Consider the following 21,465-nt stretch of genomic DNA (forward strand, 5'->3'; position numbering starts at 1 on the left):
CTTTTGGGGCCAGCCTGAGTGCGGGCTTCAACGGTTCTCGAGCCGGCTGTAGTCGAGGATCGCCGCTTCCCGTGGGGCGACCTGGTGCCAGTGGGCATGGATGGCATCGCTGACCGACCAGAAGCGCGAGTCGGTGCGGCGGATTGCGAAGCGCTGGGTGAGGCGCTGCACATCCTCGTCGCTGGCGAGGGTCTGGACCGCGCGCACGAAGCGCGGCAGTTCGTCGGCGTCGAGCTGGAAGATTACGTTGGGGTAGGCGCCGACGACCCCATCGAGGACGCTCAGGGTGTCCTCGTCGGGAAGGCGGCGGGCATCCTCGCGGAACAGTTCGGCGACGTTGCTGTGGGCGCTGTTGCGCAGCACCGACACCACGTGGAGGCTGCCATCCGGGTTCGTCAGCACCAGCAGGGCGTGCTCGGGCATCCGGGACGCGGGCCTGCCGGCCACTGTGGCGAGGGCGCGCAGTTGGGTGACCTGCTCGGGGTTGAAGCCGTTTACCACCAGGTCGAGCTGCTTTTCCCGTACCGGCCGCAGGTACTGGGCGACGTTACGGTATAGCTCGCTGAGGGTGTCCGTGCTGCGGTAGCGCATGCCGGTCTCGCCCGGGTAATAGGTGGCCGCATCGGCGAAGTCCCGCACATGCTCGGGCTTGCCCCGGTACCAGTGGTTGAGCACCTTCTGGCGGTCCTTCAGGGGCAATAGGGTCAGAAAGTTCTCTTCCCCCTCCATGCGCAGGAAGTCCATGTAGAGACGGGTTGCCAGCTGGTGGCCGGTGTTGCCATAGACGTCGAAGCCGGCGACCAGCAGGTAGTGCATCCGCTCCAGCAGTGGGTAACCGAGCAGCATTGCGGTTTGCGGCCGCTCGCCGGCCAGGCCGCGGATCACCGAGGCGCTGTCGAAGTGGCGGAACACCGTCAGGCCGGCGGTGGGGTTGTGGCCGTCGCCGTTCCACAGCTCGGCCAGCCGCGGCTGCAGCCGCGGGCTGCGTGCCATGAAGTCGGCCTTGGTGCGCAGATAGGCCTTCTCGGCTTGGGCGTAGCGGCGCCAGGCCAGGATGCCGGTGCTGCTGTCGTCCTCGGCGGGCAGGCGCAGATTCGGCTGGGTGGCATCGAGGAGGCCCTGGATCTGGTGATTGGCTTCGCTCTCCGGCGAATAGAACAGCACCCAGAAGTGGTCGGTGATGACGTTGAGGGCGACCTGGCCGCGGCATACCGGACCTTTCATGAAGCCGGTCAGCGTGAACTGGGCGTCGTCGAGCATGAAGCGGTAGCGGGCATCCACCGGCAAGGCGCGGAAAGCGGCGAAGGGGTTCGTCGCGGTCTTGGGCGAATAGTCGGGCAGCTGGTCCACGGCGATCGGTGCATCGAAGAACCACTTGCGCAGGCGCCCCATGCGCGCCGGGTCGAGGGCCAACGGCATATGGGTTTTGGCGACCAGGGTTTCCTCTAGCGGGCGCAGGCGGTAATACACCCGCTCGACGCCAGGCGCGTCATAGGGGCGGCGGGTCGCGATCACGTCGATGGGCTGGCCGGGCGCGCTGCGGCTGCGGACCAGTTCGAATCGGTAGTCAGGCTGCTCCTCGAAATATAGCTGGCCCACGTACCAGTGCTCATAGATGTAGCGGGCTGCCAGTTGGTCCCGCAGGGTGTTGCCGTTGAGCAGGCGCTCCCATGCCGCGACACGGGCCTGTACCGCCGGGAGCGGCGCCGGGCGTGGTGTGTAGGGCGCGCCGGCCTCGATCCAGTGGGTGAGGATATCGTGGTCCTTCTGGCTGAGGGCCGGCAGACCGTAGGGCATGCCCCATTCCGGATGTTCTGCGACGAAGCTGTCCATGCTCTCCACCTTGGCGCAGCTCTGGCTGCGATCGAGGGCGAAGTCGAAGCGCTCGTCTGGCAGAGGGCCCGTGCTCGGGCCAGGGTTCTGCTGCTTGAGGGCCAGGATGCGGTACAGCACGCTGGCCTCGCGGTTGGCGGTGGGGGTGGCGGCGCGTTCGTTGAGGATCGGGTGGAAGCCCTTGTTACGCCATTCCACGGTATTTCGGGCGTCGAAGCCAAGGCGGGCCGGGCTGGCCGCCAGCAGGCGGGCGTTGGCATACACCGGGTCCGGGTTGGCGCCGCGGGTGATGCCGTCATAGCGGGTCAGTTTGAGCTGGCAGGGGGCGTCGTAGCAGGCGTGGCAGCTCACGCAGCGGCGGTCCAGGATGGGCCGGACCTGCTGCCAGTAGTCAGGGGCCGGCGCGATGGGTACTGCGGGGGCATCGTAGCGGGCCGGGTCCGGACGGCCCAGCTCGTGATCGAGCTGGACCTTGGCGACCACGGTGGAACAGCCGGCGAGGACCAGCAGGGCAAGGCCGAGAAGGGCGCGCATGGGTTACCGGGGATCTAATCTAGTATGAGAGCTGGATGCGGGCGGGCCGCTGCAGGCTCATGTAGCACGCGTCGGAGCCATAGCTGGCCAGGTGTTCGGCCAGCTCAGGTGTCATGGTGACCGGGGCGAAGGCGTGGCGGGCCCACCAGCCGGCCGAGCCCTGGATGGCGATCAGGCTGGCGCGCCCGAGGCGGCTGGCTGCCAGGGCTGTCATGAAGGCCGCAACGAGGGCACCGGCAGCTCCGCTGCCACGGGCCTCCGGGGTCACCGCCAGGTCGTGCAGATGTAGGGTGTCGGCATCGACCGGCGGTTGGCAGCTCTGCTCGTCCAGGTGCGGGGGATCGTCGAAGCGCCAGGGCAGGGACAACAGGTAGGCGACGGGCGCATCGTCGCCCAGGCAGGCGACGAAACAACTGTCCGGCGCGGCCACCAGCTTGGCATCCATCGCACGTGGTGATTCGGGGATGATGGCCGTGTAGCAGCGGGCCTGGATCTGCAGGATGGCGTCCAGATCGCCCCTGTGGGCAGGACGGATGAATAGTCGGGTCAAGAGCTGGGCTGGACGGTCGGAGGGCCCCCGATTATCTCCGATCCCCCGCGCCCGTGTTGCAGCCTGTGTCACCGGTGGTAACTGGCACATGCCTTGCTGTTTCCTACTCCAAAGGGAATATAAGGAGACGCAAATGGATTTGCGCTGGAGACTTTTTGGCTATGTGCTCGGCTTTGCGCTGGCCCTGTCCGTGGCGGCCGTGGCGTGGGTCGGGCTGGCCCTGCAGCAGGACGTGGGCGAGGAAATGGAAGCCTCGACCCGCCTGGCGGACGTAATCCTTGCCGTCGGAAGTGCGCCTGAACAACGCGCGGCCCAACTGCGGGAGCTGCTGGCGGGTGGTCAGTTGCGACACGTTGCGGTGTCCATGGAGCGCTCCAATTTGGAGCAAGGGGGGCGGGCTGTGCCAACGGGCTTACTGGCGACCCTTGCCGATTATTTGCTGGACGGGCGGGTGATCCATGAACGCCGCATCCCGCTTGGGGATGAAGTGCTGGTGATCCGGGCCGACCCCCGTGCCGAAATCCATGAAGTGCTGCGCGACGGTATGCGCAACATGGCGACGCTGGTGGTGTTCTGCCTCGGCATGGCCGTGGTGGCGTGGGTAGCGGCTCACCGCGCTCTGAAGCCGGTCCGCTTGCTCGAACACGGGTTGGCCCGCCTGGGGCGCGGCGAGGAGCAGGTGCGCCTGCCGCCATTCCAGTTGAAGGAGTTCGCCAGCATCGCCCAGGCCATCGAAACCCTGTCTGGCGAGCTGGCCGAGTCGCGGGCGGCGCGCCAGCTGCTTGCCCGGCAGCTACTGGAGCTGCAGGAGAGCGAGCGCAGGGAGCTCGCCCGGGAACTCCATGACGAGCTTGGTCAGGCGCTGACGGCGGTCAACGTGTCTGCCGCCTACATTGAGCGCCAGGCTGGCCGGGCTGAGCCGGCGCAGTTGGCGGCCATTGCCGGCGACATCCGTAGTCAGACCAACGGGATGTTGGCCCAGGTGCGCAACCTGCTGTCCCAGCTGCGGCCTCATGGCCTGGAAGGCCTGCAGATGGTCGACGCACTCAATGACCTCGTGCGCGGCTGGCGTGGGCGCGTGCCGGAGATCGGCATCGAGGCGGAGTTTCCGCCATCGCTCCCGCCTTTGCCGCCCCATGCCGGACTGGCGCTTTACCGCACGCTGCAGGAGGCTCTGACCAACGTGCTGCGCCACAGTGTGGCGAGCCGGGTGCGCCTGTCCCTGCGGACTCGTGGCGAGGCGCTGGAACTGACCGTGGCCGACAATGGCGTCGGCAAGGCTGAAGAGGTGGTGCCGCGTTCCCGCGGCGGCTTGCTTGGCATGCGCGAGCGTGCCGAGATGGCCGGTGGGAAGTGCTGGCTCACCGACGCGCCCGGCGGCGGTCTGCAGGTTCGCCTCAGTCTGCCGCTGCCGTTGGCGCAGGCTTGAGGCCCATGTTTCCCGAAATCATTCCGGGATCCCGCCTGCGTTGCGCCAAAGGGCGGACGCGGGCGACGTTTTCAGGCTGCCGAACGGGCGGCGTGGAGACTTTTTTTAGCCAAGGAGAAACAAGATGAACGCCTTACGCAAGACGGCGCTGCTGGCGGGCCTGGCCCTGGTCGCCACGGCTGCCAACGCCGCGGTGGATGAGGACATGAAGGCGCTGGCCGGCAAGAGCGGCTGCCTGACCTGTCACGCCATCGAGTCCGGCACGCCCGGCCCCAACGGCATGGCCCCGATCGGCCCGGCCTGGCAGGACGTGGCCAAGGCCTACAAGGGCAAGCCGGGTGCTGACACCTTCCTGACCCGAGTGGTGCTGGAGGGCTCCAACCCCTACGGCAGCCACTGGAAGGACAAGGTCAGCGGTCTGGCCATGCCGCCCAACAAGGTTGCCATCAAGGAAGCCGACGCCAAGAAACTGGTGAAGTGGATCCTGACCCTGGCGCCGAAGTAAGCCGGCAATACGCACGGCTGCGGCCGTGAAGGATGCAGTACCCAGAACCCCGGACGTCCCCCCCGTCCGGGGTTCGCCTTTTTGGGGTTAGAGCAGGCTGTCGATTTGCTCGAAGTGTCCGTCCACAAGCCGGCCGTCGGCTGCGAAGACCAACTGCAGGATCACGTCGCTTTTGCCGCCGTACCAGCTGCGGGACAGGGGAATCTTGCCGAATAGGCAAGGGCCGCCCTGAGGCGGAAGCTGTGACACATTCGGGCTGCGCTCGACGAGGGTCTGGCACTCGGATGCCGTCTTCTCCGAGAAGGTGGTGCCGTGGGCGGCCAGCTTCTTGCGGGCGTCGTCGAGGGAAAGGCCCGGCTGGAATTCGGCCGAGAGCTGGTCCGGTAGGGGGCTGGGTGAAGACGTGCAGGCGCCCAGGCTGGCAGCCAGGAAAAGGGCTGCAGCCAGGCATGGCAGGGTTTTGTTGGAAACGGACACGGCCTTGGACAGGAATCGCAAACTCTAAGTATCCCACGCCGGGGCGTGTCGGATCACGAGGCGGACAATTGTCGCAGCTTGCGATAGAGGGTCGTGCGGGTGATGCCGAGCTCCCGCGCTGCCGCCGAGATATTGCCGTTGTGGCGCGCCACGGTGCTTTCCACCAATCGTCCTTCGGCGGCGCGCAGGCTCTGGGCGGCAGGGCGTGGGGCCGGCGTGTCCGGATCCTCCACCAAGTCGTGGGGCAGGTGTTCCGGACTCAGGGTGTCCTCGTCCGGCCCCAGCATGGCCACCGCAAGGCGCAGGGCGTTTTTCAACTGGCGGATGTTGCCCGGCCACGGGTGGTGGCGGATCAGGTCGAGGGCTGCCGCCGACAGGCGCACCGGCCGCCGCGGCGATTCGTCCTGCAGGATGCGCCTGGCCAGCGCTTCGATGTCGCTGCGCTCCCGCAGGGGCGGCAGCGACAGGCTCATCGCTGACAGTCGGAAATACAGGTCGGGACGGAAGTCGCCGCTTTCGCACAGGGCTTTCAGCGATCGGTGGCTGGCGCAGACCAGGGACAGGTCGATCTCTTCCTCCGGGCCGCCGCCGAGCGGCGTGACGCGGCGCGTTTCGAGGACGCGCAGCAGGACTGCCTGCAGCTTGAGCGGCATGTCGCCGATTTCGTCGAGGAACAGGGTGCCCTGGTGGGCCTCGCGCAGCTTGCCGCGCGCGCCCTCGCCACGGGCGCCGGTGTAGGCGCCGGCCGTGTAGCCGAACAGCTCGGCCTCGATCAGGTTGGCCGGGATGGCCGCGCAGTTGATCGCCACGAAGGGACCGTTGCGGCGCTGCCCGCTGGCGTGGAAAGCCTGAGCGAAGACTTCCTTGCCGGAGCCGGTTTCGCCCTGAATCAGCAGCGGGATGTCCAGCCCGAGGATACGCCGGGCGCGCCGGATGGCGTGGCTGACCGTCTTGTCGCCGAGATCGAGCTCGTCGAGGGTAGGGCCGAGGGGCGTCGCCGGTGTGGCGCTTGCCAGCGGTTCCTGGGTGCTGATCGGGCGCATGCGCTGCATGTTGGTCAACAGGATGCGGGCGGCAAACTCTTGCCCCTGGCGGCTGCGCAGGCGGATGGGATGGGCGCTGGTCTGCAGGGCGTGGTCGAGCACGGCATTCCAGCGGGTGTCGAACAGGTCCCAGAAAGGGGGTTTCTCGTTGCGCCGGGTGTCGGCCAGGCCGAGCAGGCGCTCGGCGCGGCGGTTGCACGCCAGCAGCGCGCCCGCTTCATCGAATACCGCCAGTCCTTCGAGGGGCGAGGCCAATGCTTCCAGCTGGTAATGGAAGCGGACCAGCACGGCGGCGTCATTGACGGTCTCGATCAGGCGGTTCTCGATGATCTCCGCAGTGGTCTGCAGCAGGGCCTGGGCGTGGGTCTGGGTGATCTGCAGGTTGCTCGATACATCCAGGATGCCGAGCACGCCGCCGGTGGGGGCGTGGATCGGCGTCGCGACGCAGGCGAGGAACTTGTTGCGCTCGAGGTAATGCTGGTCTCCCATCACCGCTACTGGGCGTTGTTCGGCCAGGGCGGTGCCGATCGCGTTGGTGCCCATCACCGACTCGGCCCAGGAATGTCCCGGCTTCAGGGACACGCGGGCGGCCCGCTCCAGGAAGTCGGAGTCGCCCACCGAACGCAGGATGACTCCCGAGTCGTCGGCAAGCAGGATCGTCGATGAGGAGTGGGCGATCTGCTGGTGCAGGTGCTCCATGATCGGCTGGGCATAGGCGACCAGCCGGGCATTGGCCTCCAGGCGATCGGCCAGGTTGCCTTGCTGGCTGGTGGCCGGCAGGCGCTCGGTCGGGCGCAGGCCGTCGGCCGCGCAGCGTTCCCAGGAGCGCCGGATGGCCTCGAGCGGGAGAGAGGAGGGAGGGTCCTGATTATTCACAAGTGCTGAATAGCACGAAACATACCTACCCAGAAAGTGGCTGTCGTGCACGTCAGTCGAGCCGGGTTTTTGCAGAAGAATCAGGGTTTAAGCCATATAGCCCTGTTTTAAAACGGGTTTTTTGATGTGTCTGGCAGGCGTGAAGTGGAGCAGGTGTTCCAGGTGACGTAACGGGATGGAGCAGGTGTTCCGCCGCGGAACATGCGCAACTGTCGTTTTTAGCACGATGCTGTTGTCAAGTGATTGTCTGGAAAGGATTTTTGTCCTGAACGCGGCTGGGCGGGAGTCCGCACGCTTTTTGCTGCCTATGGTGGGTGAAGCGGTTCAGGGGCGCTGAAGTGCCGTGCCGCATTCCATGACCAGCCTGACCGCTGACTTGATAAACAGTCTGTCGAAAAAGACTAGAAGGAGGAGCTCATGAAATTCGTCAACTTGCTGTGCGTCGTCGCACTCGGCGCTGCTGCTGCGACCCCGGCCCTGGCATCCGAGGAGATCATCAAGAAGGCGCGCTGCGTGGCGTGTCACGCGGTGGACCAGAAGCGCGTCGGCCCGGCCTATAAGGATGTAGCGGCCAAGTACAAGGGGCACCCGGAAGCGGAAGCGATGTTGATCGCCAAGGTCCGTAATGGTGGTACCGGTACCTGGGGTCAGATTCCGATGCCTCCTCATGGCGCAGACAAGATCAGCGATGCCGATCTGAAGGCCGCCGTGGAGTGGATTCTGAAGCTCTGATTGCAGCAAGACGGGGGATGCCCCGTTACAGGTGATCGAAACACCTGCTCCGGATTGGAGCAGGTGTTTCTTTTTGATGCGCTACAAAAACCTGTCTTGCTCCCGCCGTAGGGCGGTGCGGGCAGGAATTAGCGGATGACGACGCCCCACGGAAGCTCCCCGACGGGGATTTCCTTGATGGCTTCGAGGCGCTCGGTATCGATCACCGACACGCTGTTGGAGCGGCCGTTGGCCACATAGAGTTTGCGGCCGTCAGGGGTGATGGCCATGTTCCAGGGGCGTTTGCCGACGGGGACGGTGGCTTCGACCTGATTGTCACTGGTGCGGATCACGCTGACCGTGCCGTCCTTGCCGTTGGAGACGTAGGCACGGCTGCCATCCGGCGCCATGGCGACGCCGTTGGAGAAGTTGCCGGCCTTGATCTCGGCGATCACCTTGCGTTTGCCCATGTCGATCGCGTAGACCGTGCTGACCATCTCGCAGGCTACGTAGGCGCGCTTGCCGTCGGGCGTGAAGCCGATGCCGCGCGGGCGCTTGCCGACCTCGATCGAGGCGACCTGCTTGCGGGCCTTCACGTCGATCAGGTCCACCTGCTGGGCCTCTTCGGCGCTGACCAGCAGCCAGCGACCGTCAGGGCTGAACACCGCGTGTTCGGGGTTCTTGCCCTTGACCTTTATCTCGGCCAGCTTGAGCCGCTTGGCGGCGTCCAGGATTACGACACTGTTGGACTCTTCCACTGCGGCGGCGATCAGTTTGCTGTCGGCCGACACGTTGACGCCTTCCGGTGATTCACCGAGGGGAATGGCCGCAATCTGTTTGCCTTCGGCGATACCCACCACCACCAGGCTGTTGCTGGGTGCTTCGCTGACGAACAGGCTTTGTCCGTCGGTGGCAATGCCGCGTGGGCGCTGGCCCCCAGGCAGGTTGGCAACGACCTCGTCGGTGGCGGTGTCGATCACCGATACCGATGCGGACTTTTCGTTGGGAACGTAGGCGAAAGGAGCGGCGAGGGCGGCTCCCGGCAGCAGGATGCAGCTCGCCAGGAGCTGCCGCAAGGTGAAAGGCTGGGCCATGGTCTCAGAGGGTTGGCTTGACGTAAGTGACGCCGTTGCGGGCGAAGATGGCTGCGACCGTGCCGTTTTTTTCGAGTTCCTTGAGTGCCTGGTCGATGGCGCCTGCCAGCCCGCTTTCCTCGGCCTTGACGGCCATCCCCAGCGGCCAGTTGCTGATCTTCAGCTCGGGCATCTGGACCACCTCGACAACGAAGCGGTTGTCCTTGCCAAGGGCGACTTCGATCTCCGAGCGCGGGCCCATCACGGCAGCCAGTTCACCCGCCTTGAGCTTGTCCACCGCGGCCGCCACGGTGCCGAAATGAACCACGTTTTCCCGCAGGCGGCCGTTCAGTACGCCGAGCAGGAAGGCATCCGCCAGGCTGCGGCCTTCGACGCCAATCTTCTCGCGGGTGAATACCTCCAGCGCCGTGGCAGCGGAGCCGCGGATCGAGCCGATGCGCTGCACCCGCGCAACTGCCACGGTTTCCAGGTGATAGGGGCCGAAGATCTTGACCTTGTCGTTCTTGCCCTGCAGATAGGAGTCCACCGGGACGTGCATCATGACGTCGGACGGTTGCGTGCCCAGGTAGTGCCCCTTCCAGACCATGTTACGCAGGTCGTCGTCCATGTCCTCGTCGGCGTTGTAGCCGATGACCTGGGGGTTCAGGCCGAGTTGCTTGGCAAGAGCTTCGGCGAGTTCCACGTCGATACCTTTGCCCTGGTTGGAGTAGGGGGCGAAATTGTTATAAACGGCAACCCGCAGGCTGCCGCGTTTCCTGATTTCTTCGAGTGCGTCGGCGCGGGCGGGCAGGCTGGCGGCCAGGGCTGCCGCGCCGGCAGCCAGCAGGAAACGGCGACGATCAGTCTTCACGGACGGTCTCCAGCCAGGAGCGGATGGTCCACATGGCTTCCTGGCTCAGGATGCCTTCGAACGGGGGCATGTACACGCGGCCGTCGCGGGTGGCGCCGTGGCGGATGCGGTTCAGGAAGATCTCGTCGCCTTCCTGGCCGGCGGGCAGGTAGCGCAGGTCGGGGGCGATGCCGCCGGAGATCGCGCCGAGGCCGTGGCAGCGGGCGCAGTTCTGGTTGAAGGCCGAGGAGCCGATGCGGATTGCTTCCTTGTTGCCCAGGTAGGGGTTCTTCGGCAGCCAGTCCTTGCCGACGGAGGGCAGCGTCGAGGTGTCAACGGCCTGGGGGGTCACGTCACCGTGGGCGATGACGGCAGTTGCAGCCAGAGTCAGCGCAGCGGCGGAGAGGGCACGGAGGAGGGCGGAATTACGGACAGTCACCTGGGTCACCTTTGGTCATGTGTTTGGAGTTCGTCGAGCGAAGCGCTGGTGGGCGAGTCGCCGTGTGTGCAGACCTTTCAGCAAGGGGCGTGCCAATTTTAGAAAGGCAGCGTCGTGAAATGGGACACCTTTGCCGCAACAGGTTTTTTCCAGTTTTCTTTATAGCTCTATAAACTGGCCTGGGTTTTGCTGATTGAGCGGGAGGGTGGAGCAGTCACATTGCTGAAATGTGGTCCAGCTGCTACATTTTGGCGCAGACTAAAATGCCGGCTCGAGCCGGCAGACAATCCGTCAAAACGGAGGAGGAGAGAGATGATGCAGGTTCCTTTCAGCGCTGAGGCTCGGGCTATGAGTCTCCTGGAGGCGCGGTCGTTGTACTTCGGCCGAGGCGAGCTTCCGGAGGCCTTGCTTGACCAAAGCGTGTTGCGTTCCTGGGAGCGTTGCCGGCAGGCGGGTCTCGACCCCACCCGTCTCGAGTGTGGCGAGCCCAACGTGCGGGCAGTATCGGAGGCACGGGAGCGCAACCGGACGCTGATCTCCCACGCCGAGCCAGTTCTCGAGCATCTCTTCGAGCAGATCCGCAACTCTCACAGCATGGTCATCCTTGCCGACGCCCGCGGCATGGTGTTGCAGACCTATGGCGATCCCGATTTCCTGAGCCACGCCGAGCAGGTGTCCCTGCACCCGGGGGCCAGCTGGCACGAATTCGACCGTGGCACCAACGCTATTGGTACGGCTCTCGCCGAGCGGGGGGCGGTCAATGTCTTCGGTTCCGAGCATTTTTACGAGGGCAACGCCTTCCTGACCTGCAGCGCGTCCCCGATCCAGGATGCGCAGGGTCGCCTGATGGGGGTGCTGGACATCTCCAGTGACTATCGCGCGTTCCAGCGTCACTCCCTCGGCTTGGTGAAAATGTCGTCCCGCATCATCGAAAAGCGCCTCTTCGAATCCGAATTCGCCCATCAGGGCCTGCTTAGCTTCCATGCCCGCCCGGACCACGTGGGCAGCATGTGCGAAGCGCTGCTGGCCATCTCGCCGGATGGCGACATCGTCGGCGCCGATCAGTCTGCCCTCGAACTGCTCGGTCTTCGTCGGGAGGATCTGCCCCGGCGTCACTACAGCATGCTGTTCGACGTGCCGCTGGGCACTTTGATCGATCGCGCACGGCGCGATCCGTCGTCCCTGATCGCGATTGCTGGCCGCAACGGTGAGCGCTTTTATGCGCGCCTGCGCGGCAATTTCGCGTCGATGCCGGTGTCGAGCCCGGTCGGCATGGAAACTCGCAGCGAGCGGCCCGCCCGCCCGGCCCGCGTGGAGGCGGCGGAGCCGGCCTCCCAGGTCCGCCTGACGCTGCACACCCTTGCCACCGGCGACGAGCGCCTGCAGGCCGCTATCGACAAGGGTGTGCGGGTGCTCGGCCGCGACATTCCGATCCTCATTCAGGGCGAATCCGGTGCCGGCAAGGAAATGTTCGCCAAGGCCTTCCACAACAGCGGGCCGCGGGCTCAAGGGCCGTTCGTTGCACTCAACTGCGCGGCGATTCCGGAGACCCTGATCGAGTCCGAACTGTTCGGCTATTCGGGTGGCGCCTTCACTGGCGCCCGCAAGGAAGGTGCGGTTGGCAAGATCCAGCAGGCCCACGGCGGGACGCTGTTCCTCGACGAAATCGGTGACATGCCCCTGTCCCTGCAGGCCCGCCTGCTGCGGGTGTTGCAGGAGCGCTGCGTGACGCCGCTGGGGACCAACAAGAGTATTCCGGTGGACATCACCCTTGTCTGCGCTACCCACCGACGCCTGAAGGAAGAAGTGGCGCGCGGTGGTTTCCGCGAAGACTTGTACTACCGCCTCAACGGCTTGTGCATCAATCTGCCGTCCCTGCGCGAGCGCAGCGACATCGATCGCCTGATCGACAAGCTGATGCGTGAGGAGGCCGGTCCCGACCGCCACGTGGAGGTCTCCCACAAGGTCATGCAGGCCTTCCTGAGCTATCGCTGGCCCGGCAACATCCGCCAGCTCAACAACGTCATCAAGGTGGCAATCGCGCTGCTCGATGATGATGAGCAGGTCATCGAAACCTGGCACCTTCCCGATGACATCTTCGAGGAAATCGGCGAGACGGTGCCGGCGATGGCTTCCATCATGCAGGGACGCGGCATGCCTGCCGGTCTGGCTGACGGACCTGTCGCTGCGGCACCGGCGGCGGGGACGGCTAACTTCGGGCGCCTGGAGGAAATCGAGCGCGACATGATCCAGCGCACGCTCGAGGCCGAGAACGGCAATATCTCGGCGGCCGCACGCCGGCTCGGTATCAGCCGCAACACCCTGTATCGCAAGCTCGGGCGTTTCTGACACTGTTTTCCGGACGCGGAGTCAATCGGCTCCGCGTTCGATCTTCTGTTGCCGGTGGGCTTCGGGCTTGCGTCTGCTCGCTTCGGCATCCGCTCTGAACTCATTTCTAAAACCCTCCTTGCGAGGGTTTTTTTGTTTCTGGATGCGGCGCCCAAAAAGAAAAAGCCCGAGCTTCTGAAAGCCCGGGCTAAATCCACACCAAAGGAGGAGGGGTGGAGGAGACGAATCAATTCTAGTTGTAGTCAGTGCGCAGCATTTTTGAATATTTTTATTGAGTAATAAAACAAATTGTTGCGCTGCGGTCCGGTTGCATTGACGGAGTGCTTCGCATCCCGCGGGCCGCTGATCCTTGCTGCGGCGGGTTCTCCGGCGGATTGTCGTGATCTGGATGTGTCTGGCGGCTTGACGAAATTTGAAACGTATGTATTATTCAAACGTACGTTTTAATTTTATCTCAAACCAACAGGTGTGCCATGACCGACAGTCTCGCCAAGGGCCACGGAGATACGCGCAGCCGCATCCTTGATGTGGCGGAGGTTCTGTTCATGGAGCAGGGCTTCGATGGTACCTCGATGCGCAGCATCACCAGCCACGCCGGCGTGAATCTGGCCGCAGTCAATTATCACTTCGGCTCCAAGGAGCAACTCATCCAGGAGGTGTTCCACCGCCGCCTAACCGAACTGAACCACATCCGCCTGACCCGCCTGCGGGAACTGCAGGCCGAAGCCGGCGATTTGCCTATCAAGCCCAGCCGCATCGTCGATGCCTTCTTCGGTACGGCGCTGCGCATGGCGTCCGATGTGGAGGGGGGCGGCCATACCTTCATGCGCCTGCTCGGTCGGACCTACACCGAGCCACAATCCTTCGTGCGCAAATTTCTCGCCGAGGAATACGCAGAATGCGTCGAGCATTTTCTGGCCGCGCTGTACCAGGCGCTGCCGGAGGTGGATCGCAACGAGATCCTGTGGCGGTTCCATTTCATGATGGGGGCGATGTCCTACGCCATCGCCGGTACGGACGCGCTGCAACTGGTGACCGGCAAATTCGATGACGAGGATCCGTCGCGCCTCGAGTCGCGTCTGATGAGCTTCCTGCTCGGTGGCTTGCGTGCGCCGCTGGCGGACTTCGGGGTTGCACAGTAGGAAAAAAAGACATTGGTATATAAGAGACAGCGCGCTGCCAGGACGGCGCCGAGTAAAGGAGACTTGTGATGTCCTATGTGTTCCTGTTGTCCCTGCCCGTTGTACTGCTTGCGCTTGCCTACTGGCGGGCGCCGTTTGTCGCCTGGTATGGGGTGGGTTTGCCGTGGCTGGTGGTTTCGGTAATCACGGCCGGCTGGTCGCCGATCCTGATGGCTGGCGTGATCGGTGGGGTGGCTGCTGTAGGTGCCGTGTTCCTGCTGCCAGGCCTGCGTCGCAGCCTCGTTACGGCGACGATCTTCAAGGCGTTCCGCAAGGCCCTGCCGTCCATGTCGCAAACCGAGAAGGATGCGCTGGAGGCTGGTACGGTGTGGTGGGAGGGCGAACTGTTCGCCGGTCGGCCGGACTGGCGGAAGCTGCTGGCTTACCCGGTGCCGAAGCTCAGCACCGAGGAGCAGCGCTTCCTCGACGAGGACACTGCAGAACTGTGCCGCCTGACCCGCGACTGGGAGATGACCCAGCGCCAGGACATGCCGGCCGAAGTGTGGAAGTACATCAAGGAGCGCGGCTTCCTCGGCATGATCATTCCCAAGGAATACGGTGGCAAGGGTTTCTCGGCCTACGCCCATTCCCAGGTCGTGACCAAGTTGTCCACTCGTTCTTCGGCGCCGGCGGTGACGGTGATGGTGCCCAATTCGCTCGGTCCAGCGGAGTTGCTGCTGCATTACGGCACGCCAGAGCAGAAGCAGCACTACCTGCCACGGCTGGCTACCGGCCTTGATATTCCGGCCTTTGCGCTGACCAGCCCGTGGGCTGGCTCGGACGCGGCATCAATCCCTGATGCTGGCATCGTCTGCCGCGGCCAGTATCAGGGGCGCGAAGTGCTGGGCATGCGGGTCAGCTTCGACAAGCGCTACATCACACTGGCGCCGGTGTGCACCGTGTTCGGCCTGGCCTTCCGTCTCTACGATCCGGATCGCCTGCTCGGCGATGTGGAGGACCTGGGCATCACCTGCGCGTTGGTGCCCCATGATCATCCTGGAGTGGATATCGGCCGCCGCCACTTCCCGCTCAACGCAGTGTGGATGAATGGCCCGATCCGTGGGCGCGACGTGTTCATGCCCCTCGACTTCATCATCGGCGGCCCGCAGATGGCGGGGCAGGGCTGGCGGATGTTGATGGAATGCTTGGCGGCGGGGCGTTCGATCTCACTGCCCGGTTCCAACACCGGCATGCTGAAGATGACGGCCCGCGCGGTCGGTGCCTATGCCCGCGTACGCTATCAGTTCAAGACCGCCATCGGGCGCTTCGAAGGGGTGGAGGAGGCGCTGACCCGCATCGGCGCCAACGCCTACCTGTGCGACGCGGCGCGGGTGATGACTGCCGGAGCGATCGACCTCGGCGAGAAGCCGGCGGTGGTGTCGGCCATCGTCAAGTACCACGTCACCGAAAGGGCCCGCCAGGCGGTCAATGATGGCATGGACGTGATCGGCGGCAAGGGTATCTGCCTGGGACCGCAGAACTTCCTTGGCCGGGCCTACCAGCAGGTCCCTGTGGGTATTACTGTCGAGGGGGCAAATATCCTGACCCGCAGCCTGATCCTCTTCGGCCAGGGGGCGATCCGCTGCCATCCCTACGTGCTGAAGGAAATGGATGCGGCGCGGAGTGGTGACCTGACAGGCTTCGATCGGGCCTTCTGGGGCCACATCGGCTACACGGTAAGCAATGCAGCGCGGGCGTTGGTGATGGGCTTGACCGGTTCTCATTTCGTGGCTGTGCCGGCTGAAGTGGCGCCGGAAGCCCGCCGCTACTACCAGCAGCTCACCCGTTTTTCCGCGGCCTTCGCGCTGATTGCCGACGTATCGATGGGAACCCTCGGCGGCGCACTGAAGCGCAAGGAGAAGCTGTCGGCCCGCCTAGGCGACATCCTTTCGCTGATGTACCTGGCCTCCGCAACCCTCAAGCGCTACGAGGATGAAGGGCGCCAGTCTGCCGATGCGCCATTGATGCATTGGGCGATCTGGGACTGCATGTTCAAGGCGCAGAACGCCTTCGAGGGCGTCATCGCCAATTTCCCCAACCGGCTGTTCGCAATGCTGCTGCGGCGCCTCGTGGTCTTCCCGCTCGGGCGGCCCTATGTGGTGCCGTCGGATGCTCTCGGACATAAGGTCGCCGGCCTGCTCATCGAGCCTTCGGCAACCCGCGACCGGCTGACTTCCGATGTGTATCTGCCGAAGGATGTGGAGGAGCCGGTCGGGGCGCTGGAGGCCGCGCTGCACGCTACCGTCGCGGCGGAGCCGGTTGAGTCCAAGGTGCGCCGGGCGATCAAGGAAGGCCATTTCAAGCCCGGTCTGCTGGTCGGTGGTGGTGTCGATGCGTTGTATGACGCGGCGGTGGCAGGTGGCATCATCTCGGGCGACGAATACGCGCTGATCAAGCGCCGCGGCGAATTGCGCGACAAGGTCATCCGCGTGGACGATTTTCCCTATGATTTCGGCCTGCGCGACGCGCTGGCGGACGTTACCGAACCCCAGCACAAGGCCGCCTGAGCGCTATCGGGCGCGCCAGCAGAAAGGGAGCTGTGCGCATCATGAACGAGCCGATCTACGTCATCGACGGGGCGCGAACGCCTTTTCTGAAGGCCCGCAGCGGCCCGGGGCCGTTCGCCGCTGCCGACCTCGCGACGGCGGCGGGCAGTGCGCTGCTGCTGCGCCAGCCCTTCGCGCCGGATCAGCTCGACGAGGTGATCCTCGGCTGCGCGAGCCCGTCGCCGGACGAGGTGAATATCGGCCGGGTGGTGGCGCTGCGCATGGGCTGTGGCCTCAAGGTGCCGGGCTGGACGGTGATGCGCAACTGTGCCTCGGGCATGCAGGCCCTGGATTCGGCGATCGCCAACATCCGTTGCGGTCGCTCGCAGCTGGTGCTGGCGGGGGGCGTCGATGCCTTGTCCCGCGCACCGCTGTTGTTCTCCGATGAGATGGTGCGTGTCTTCGCCGGCTGGATGGCGGCGCGCGGCTGGGGCGAGCGGCTGGCCGCGCTGAAGGGCTTCCGCCTGAGGCACCTGGCGCCGGTGATCGGCATCATGAAGGGGCTCACCGATCCCATCGTCGGCCAGCTGATGGGGCAGACCGCCGAGAACCTGGCCTGGAAGTTCGGTATCACGCGGCAGGACATGGACGCCTACGCGGTCGAGAGCCACCGGCGTGTCGCGGCGGCACATGACAATGGCCGTTTCTCCGCCGAGCTGGTGCCGCTGATCGGTGCTGACGGAACGGTCTACGACGTCGATGACGGCTTGCGCCGGGATGCGTCGATGGCCGGCATGGCCAAGCCGAAGCCCTTCTTTGACAAGAAATACGGTCGCGTCACCGCTGCCAACAGTTCCCAGATCACCGACGGTGCCACCTGGTTGGTGCTGGCTTCTGGCGCCGCGGTGGAGCGCTTCGGCTTGCAGCCCATCGGAAGCATTGTCGACAGCCAGTGGGCTGGTCTGGAGCCGGACCAGATGGGGCTCGGTCCCGTTCATGCCGCGACGCCGATCCTGCTGCGCCACGGGCTTGATCTCGACGACGTGGACCTGTGGGAGATCAACGAAGCCTTTGCGGCGCAGGTGATCGCCTGCCGGCGGGCCTGGCAGGACGGTGAATATTGCCGCGAGCGGCTTGGCCTGTCCGGCGCGCTGGGGGCCATCGATCCGGCCCGTCTCAACGTTGATGGCGGTGCGGTGGCGCTCGGCCACCCGGTCGGGGCCAGCGGTGCGCGCATCGTGCTGCATCTGCTGCATGCACTGCGCCGCAGCGGAGGCCGGCGCGGCATCGCCAGCATCTGCATCGGCGGCGGGCAAGGTGGTGCGATGCTTGTGGAGGCCCTGTGATGGAACTGCTGAACTGGAAGCTGGAAAGGGACGCCGACGGCATCGCCTGGGCGACCCTTGATGTGCCGGGCGCCGCCGCGAACACGTTGGGCAGCCGGGTGATGACGGAACTCGAGGCCATCGTCGATCAGCTCACCGTGCGTCCGCCGAGTGGGCTGGTGATTCGCTCCGGCAAGGCTGCCGGTTTCATCGCCGGCGCGGACATTGAAGAGTTCACACGCATCGATTCCGCCGACGGGGCACGCAAGCTGGTGGAGCGGGGCTGGAGCCTGTTCGAACGCTTGGCTGCGCTGCGTTTTCCGACCCTGGCGCTGGTGCGCGGCCACTGCATGAGCGGCGGGCTGGAGCTGGCGCTGGCCTGCCGCTACCGGCTGGCGGTGGACGAGCCCGGCACACGCCTGGCCCTGCCCGAGGTGATGTTGGGCATCATGCCGGCGTGGGGCGGCATGCTGCGCTTGCCGCGGCTGATCGGCCCGGCAGCGGCGCTCGACATGATGCTGACCGGCAAGGGTGTCGATGCGCCCAAGGCGAAGCGCCTGGGCCTGGCCGATGACTGCGTGCCGACACGGGTGATGGACGACGCTGCGCGGATCCTGCTGATGTCCGGCTGCCCGCCGCGCAGGCCGTCCATCGGGCATGTGCTGATGAATGGCCCGCTGCGTGGCATTGTCGCGGCCAAGGCGCGCAAGACGGCGGAAGCCAAGGTGCGCCGCGAGCATTATCCGGCGCCCTTCGCGATCATCGATACCTGGGCCAATCACGGCGGCAACGCGCTGGCGGTGCCGGCGTCCTCGCCATCGTCGCTGGGCGCGATCTTCCGCTCGCCGACGGCGCGCAACTTGGTCCGCGTGTTCTTCCTGCAGGAGCGCCTGAAGGGATTCGGCAAAGATGGCGATTTCCGGCCGCGTCATGTGCATGTGGTTGGCGCCGGCGTGATGGGCGGCGATATCGCGGCCGAATGCGCGCTGCGTGGCATGACGGTGACGCTGCAGGACCAGTCAGTCGGGCGCATCGCGCCGGTAATCGCCCGTGCCGCGCAGCGCTTCGGACGCAAGTTCCGCAGCAAGCCGAGGGAGGCCCGTTTCGCGCTGGACCGCCTGATTCCAGATCCGGCCGGCCATGGCGTGGCGAAGGCCGACGTGGTGATCGAGGCGATCTTCGAAGACCTGGAGGCAAAGCGGGCGTTGTTCGCCGACATCGAAAGGCGGGCCCGTCCGGACGCGCTGCTGGCATCTAACACTTCCAGCCTGCGCATTGCCGATATCGCGACGGCGCTGACGCGGCCTGAAAGATTGGTTGGCATCCATTTCTTCAACCCGGTGGCAGTGCTGCCGCTGGTTGAGGTGGTGCGTGCCGCGCAGTCCGGCGATGAGGCTTTCCGGCGAGCGGCTGCCTTCGTACGCCGGCTCGACAAATTGCCGTTGCCGGTGAAGGACGAGCCGGGTTTCCTCGTCAATGCACTGCTCGGCCCGTACATGTACGAGGCGCTGCGCTGCGTGGAGGAGGGCATTGCGCCCGAAACCATAGACGCCGCACTGGTGGCTTTCGGCATGCCGCTGGGACCGATTGAGCTGGTTGACACAGTGGGCCTGGACATCGCCGTGGCAGCTGGCAAGGCCCTCGCCGGCGCTGGGGCGGTGATGCCGCGGACGTTGGCTGAGCGGGTCGAGCGAGGCCAGCTGGGCAAGAAGAGCGGGCAGGGTTTTTATGCGTGGAGGGACGGCAAGGCCCGCAAGGGCCGGCCGGGTGCGATTCCGCCAGGTCTGGCGGAGCGGATCATGGCGCCCCTGCGGGCCGCCGCCGAGGCCTGCGTGGCCAAGGGTGTGGTGGAGGATGCTGATCTGGCGGACGCCGGGGTTATATTCGGGGCCGGCTTTCCGCCCTTCACCGGCGGACCCTTCCACCAATCCCGCGCGGCCGCGTCATCCGGCGGCCGGCGCTGACAGGAGTTCCGATGAGCAACACCCCCACTCAACTGCCCGCCGGCAAGATCCCCGTGCTGCGAGTCATGCCGATGCCCCGCGACCTCAATCCGTCGGGTGATGTGTTCGGCGGCTGGATCATGTCCCAGGTGGACATCGCTGGCGCGGTGCCGGCCCACAAGCGTTCCCGTGGCCGGGTGGCGACCATCGCTGTCAATTCCTTCCTGTTCAAGCAGCCCATTTCGGTGGGCGACATGGTCAGCTTCTACGCCGAGATCGTGCGCATCGGTAAAAGCTCGATCACCGTCGACGTCGAAGTCTATGCGGAACGCAACCCGGAGAATCCGGTGGTCGTCAAGGTCACCGAGGCAACACTGACCTATGTGGCGGTGGATGCCAACGGCGTCAAGCGCGAGGTGCCGCCGGATATTGTTGCATGAATCCAACAGAGCTCCGATTTGCTGCGTAGCGGCAGTCTGCCGGGGCTCTAGAATCGCCGCGGGTTCGCGCGCCCCGTGGCTAGCACACAAGTACAGCGCTCTCGTGAGGAGACACAGGTATGAAGATGAAGACCATCGCCCGATTGATGCCCTTGCTCACCCTTGGCCTGGCCAGTGGTCAGGCTGCGGCTGCCGGCTTCCAGTTGCTCGAGCAGAATGCCAGCGGGATTGGTAACGCCTATGCCGGTTCTGCGGCGGTGGCGGAGAACGCCAGCACGATCTTCTTCAATCCGGCTGGCATGACCCAACTGAAGGATCGCGAGGTGTCGGTCGGCATGGCCATCGTACGTCCCACCTTCAAGTTCTCCGACCGGGGTTCCAGCACCGGCGTGCTGGGCGGCGCCGGCAATGGCGGTGACGCAGGGAGCTGGGCTTTCCTGCCCAATGCCTACCTGTCCTGGGCGCTGAGCAAGGATCTGTATGCCGGCGTTGGCCTCGGCGCTCCGTTCGGCCTGATCACCGAGTACGACGATCCTTGGCTCGGCGGAGCCCAGGCGATCAAGTTCGACATCAAGACCTATAACATCAACCCGAGCCTGGCTTATCGCTTGAACGACAAGGTGTCCATCGGCGGCGGACTGAGTATTCAGCGCATCGAAGTGGATTACCGTCGTCAGGCAACGGTGACCTCGGCGGCTCTAGCGGCTACCCATGCTACCTTCTCGGCTGATGATGTCTCCCTCGGCTGGAACCTTGGCGCCTTGTTCACGCTCAGCCCGACGACTAAGGTCGGGGTGTCCTACCGCTCCGAGGTTCGCCACAAGCTCGAAGGCGATCTGAAGATCGACGGCCCTGCTGCGGGCGCCAATGCCGCGCTGACGACGGGTTCCGCCAAGGCCAACGTGGATTTGCCGGCGACCTTCATCCTCAGTGTCACGCAGAAGCTCAACGAGCGTTGGGAGATGCTGGGCGATCTTTCATGGACCGGCTGGAGCAGTATTCCCAAGGTGGATATCGTGCGTACTGCCGGGCTGCTAAATGGCGCCACGGTGCAAACCCTGGACACCGATTTCCGTGATACCTGGCGCTATGCGCTGGGGGCCAACTATCGCTACAACGATGCGGTGAAGCTCAAGTTCGGTGTGGCCTACGACCAGAGTCCGGTGCGTGATCCGCAGCACCGCCTGGTGTCCCTGCCGGATAACAACCGTACCTGGTTTACCACTGGTGCGCAGGTCAAGGTGAACAAGGATTCGGCAGTCGATGTCGGCGTGGCGTACCTGTACGTGCCGGAATCGCACATCGACAACAACCAGACGGCGCTGGGCCGTGGCCGGGTGACCGGCGTCTATGATGCACGGGTGTGGATCTTCGGCGCCCAGTATTCGATGGCGTTCTGATCGTTCCCGAGCGTTCCGTTT

At 65.1% G+C, this 21,465-nt stretch carries 17 protein-coding genes; 10 read left to right on the plus strand and 7 right to left on the minus strand.

Annotated elements, in window-relative coordinates:
* Nucleotides 1-27: 27 nt before the first annotated feature.
* Together ACE3RX_RS13330 and ACE3RX_RS13335 are read right to left on the minus strand one after the other, a co-directional pair.
* Nucleotides 28-2,367 (minus strand): fatty acid cis/trans isomerase, encoded by a 2,340-nt coding sequence (locus ACE3RX_RS13330; RefSeq protein ID WP_374484409.1) that lies wholly within the window; start codon nt 2,365-2,367, stop codon nt 28-30.
* A 19-nt stretch (nt 2,368-2,386) separates the two neighbouring features.
* Entirely contained in the window at nt 2,387-2,917 is a 531-nt protein-coding gene (locus tag ACE3RX_RS13335; protein WP_374484411.1) for a GNAT family N-acetyltransferase, read from the minus strand.
* 133 nt (nt 2,918-3,050) lie between these two features.
* Here ACE3RX_RS13335 and ACE3RX_RS13340 point away from each other — a divergent pair, with 133 nt between their 5' ends.
* Together ACE3RX_RS13340 and ACE3RX_RS13345 are read left to right on the plus strand one after the other, a co-directional pair.
* Complete coding sequence (locus tag ACE3RX_RS13340; protein WP_374484413.1) at nt 3,051-4,346, plus strand: sensor histidine kinase; 1,296 nt, start codon at nt 3,051-3,053, stop codon at nt 4,344-4,346.
* A gap of 124 nt (nt 4,347-4,470) precedes the next feature.
* A complete protein-coding gene (locus ACE3RX_RS13345; RefSeq protein ID WP_374484415.1) occupies nt 4,471-4,851 on the plus strand; it encodes a c-type cytochrome in 381 nt (126 codons plus the stop codon).
* An 87-nt stretch (nt 4,852-4,938) separates the two neighbouring features.
* Here ACE3RX_RS13345 and ACE3RX_RS13350 read toward each other — a convergent pair whose 3' ends face one another.
* Nucleotides 4,939-5,349 (minus strand): hypothetical protein, encoded by a 411-nt coding sequence (locus ACE3RX_RS13350; RefSeq protein WP_374484417.1) that lies wholly within the window; start codon nt 5,347-5,349, stop codon nt 4,939-4,941.
* Nucleotides 5,350-5,381: 32 nt separating this feature from the next.
* Complete coding sequence (locus tag ACE3RX_RS13355) at nt 5,382-7,247, minus strand: sigma-54-dependent Fis family transcriptional regulator (RefSeq protein WP_374484419.1); 1,866 nt, start codon at nt 7,245-7,247, stop codon at nt 5,382-5,384.
* 417 nt (nt 7,248-7,664) lie between these two features.
* Between ACE3RX_RS13355 and ACE3RX_RS13360 the strand changes: the two genes are divergently transcribed.
* The gene (locus tag ACE3RX_RS13360) at nt 7,665-7,979 is read left to right on the plus strand and encodes a c-type cytochrome (protein ID WP_374484423.1); all 315 of its coding nucleotides are present in this window, start codon (nt 7,665-7,667) and stop codon (nt 7,977-7,979) included.
* A 128-nt stretch (nt 7,980-8,107) separates the two neighbouring features.
* On the opposite strand, the gene ACE3RX_RS13365 is transcribed toward ACE3RX_RS13360, so the two are convergent.
* Genes ACE3RX_RS13365 through pedF form a run of 3 tightly spaced genes read right to left on the minus strand, consistent with a single transcriptional unit; the run spans nt 8,108 to nt 10,329 of the window.
* The gene (locus ACE3RX_RS13365) at nt 8,108-9,052 is read right to left on the minus strand and encodes a beta-propeller fold lactonase family protein (protein WP_374484427.1); all 945 of its coding nucleotides are present in this window, start codon (nt 9,050-9,052) and stop codon (nt 8,108-8,110) included.
* Nucleotides 9,053-9,056: 4 nt separating this feature from the next.
* The gene (locus tag ACE3RX_RS13370; protein ID WP_374484429.1) at nt 9,057-9,902 is read right to left on the minus strand and encodes a substrate-binding periplasmic protein; all 846 of its coding nucleotides are present in this window, start codon (nt 9,900-9,902) and stop codon (nt 9,057-9,059) included.
* A complete protein-coding gene (gene pedF / locus ACE3RX_RS13375) occupies nt 9,892-10,329 on the minus strand; it encodes a cytochrome c-550 PedF (protein WP_374484431.1) in 438 nt (145 codons plus the stop codon). The genes ACE3RX_RS13370 and pedF overlap by 11 nt, the downstream gene beginning before the upstream one ends.
* Nucleotides 10,330-10,740: 411 nt before the next feature.
* Here pedF and ACE3RX_RS13380 point away from each other — a divergent pair, with 411 nt between their 5' ends.
* From ACE3RX_RS13380 to ACE3RX_RS13410, 7 genes are all read left to right on the plus strand, one after another.
* Entirely contained in the window at nt 10,741-12,669 is a 1,929-nt protein-coding gene (locus ACE3RX_RS13380) for a sigma-54-dependent Fis family transcriptional regulator (protein WP_374484434.1), read from the plus strand.
* Nucleotides 12,670-13,142: 473 nt separating this feature from the next.
* Nucleotides 13,143-13,811: a TetR/AcrR family transcriptional regulator gene (locus ACE3RX_RS13385; RefSeq protein WP_374484437.1), complete on the plus strand. Its 669-nt coding sequence runs from the start codon at nt 13,143-13,145 to the stop codon at nt 13,809-13,811.
* Nucleotides 13,812-13,879: 68 nt separating this feature from the next.
* Nucleotides 13,880-16,357 carry an acyl-CoA dehydrogenase gene (locus tag ACE3RX_RS13390; RefSeq protein WP_374484441.1) on the plus strand — a complete coding sequence of 826 codons (2,478 nt, stop codon included), beginning with the start codon at nt 13,880-13,882 and terminating at the stop codon, nt 16,355-16,357.
* Nucleotides 16,358-16,398: 41 nt separating this feature from the next.
* The gene (locus ACE3RX_RS13395) at nt 16,399-17,682 is read left to right on the plus strand and encodes an acetyl-CoA C-acetyltransferase (RefSeq protein ID WP_374484444.1); all 1,284 of its coding nucleotides are present in this window, start codon (nt 16,399-16,401) and stop codon (nt 17,680-17,682) included.
* On the plus strand, nt 17,682-19,625 hold the full coding sequence (locus ACE3RX_RS13400) for a 3-hydroxyacyl-CoA dehydrogenase NAD-binding domain-containing protein (protein ID WP_374484446.1): 1,944 nt from the start codon (nt 17,682-17,684) through the stop codon (nt 19,623-19,625). Before ACE3RX_RS13395 ends, ACE3RX_RS13400 begins: the two co-directional genes overlap by 1 nt.
* Nucleotides 19,626-19,636: 11 nt before the next feature.
* Nucleotides 19,637-20,044 (plus strand): acyl-CoA thioesterase, encoded by a 408-nt coding sequence (locus ACE3RX_RS13405; RefSeq protein ID WP_374484449.1) that lies wholly within the window; start codon nt 19,637-19,639, stop codon nt 20,042-20,044.
* A 119-nt stretch (nt 20,045-20,163) separates the two neighbouring features.
* The gene (locus ACE3RX_RS13410; RefSeq protein WP_374484453.1) at nt 20,164-21,444 is read left to right on the plus strand and encodes an OmpP1/FadL family transporter; all 1,281 of its coding nucleotides are present in this window, start codon (nt 20,164-20,166) and stop codon (nt 21,442-21,444) included.
* The last annotated feature ends 21 nt before the right edge of the window (nt 21,445-21,465 follow it).

The organism is Zoogloea sp. (assembly GCF_041914405.1).
Classification (GTDB): domain Bacteria; phylum Pseudomonadota; class Gammaproteobacteria; order Burkholderiales; family Rhodocyclaceae; genus Zoogloea.

What these genes read in the sequence shown, in the direction of transcription:
- ACE3RX_RS13395 (WP_374484444.1), top strand. Translation starts at nt 16,399, where the DNA reads ATGAACGAGCCGATCTACGTCATCGACGGGGCGCGAACGCCTTTTCTG.
- ACE3RX_RS13385 (WP_374484437.1), top strand. Translation starts at nt 13,143, where the DNA reads ATGACCGACAGTCTCGCCAAGGGCCACGGAGATACGCGCAGCCGCATC.
- ACE3RX_RS13340 (WP_374484413.1), top strand. Translation starts at nt 3,051, where the DNA reads ATGGATTTGCGCTGGAGACTTTTTGGCTATGTGCTCGGCTTTGCGCTG.
- ACE3RX_RS13410 (WP_374484453.1), top strand. Translation starts at nt 20,164, where the DNA reads ATGAAGATGAAGACCATCGCCCGATTGATGCCCTTGCTCACCCTTGGC.
- ACE3RX_RS13345 (WP_374484415.1), top strand. Translation starts at nt 4,471, where the DNA reads ATGAACGCCTTACGCAAGACGGCGCTGCTGGCGGGCCTGGCCCTGGTC.
- ACE3RX_RS13405 (WP_374484449.1), top strand. Translation starts at nt 19,637, where the DNA reads ATGAGCAACACCCCCACTCAACTGCCCGCCGGCAAGATCCCCGTGCTG.
- ACE3RX_RS13330 (WP_374484409.1), bottom strand. Translation starts at nt 2,367, where the DNA reads ATGCGCGCCCTTCTCGGCCTTGCCCTGCTGGTCCTCGCCGGCTGTTCC.
- ACE3RX_RS13400 (WP_374484446.1), top strand. Translation starts at nt 17,682, where the DNA reads ATGGAACTGCTGAACTGGAAGCTGGAAAGGGACGCCGACGGCATCGCC.
- ACE3RX_RS13360 (WP_374484423.1), top strand. Translation starts at nt 7,665, where the DNA reads ATGAAATTCGTCAACTTGCTGTGCGTCGTCGCACTCGGCGCTGCTGCT.
- ACE3RX_RS13365 (WP_374484427.1), bottom strand. Translation starts at nt 9,052, where the DNA reads ATGGCCCAGCCTTTCACCTTGCGGCAGCTCCTGGCGAGCTGCATCCTG.
- ACE3RX_RS13390 (WP_374484441.1), top strand. Translation starts at nt 13,880, where the DNA reads ATGTCCTATGTGTTCCTGTTGTCCCTGCCCGTTGTACTGCTTGCGCTT.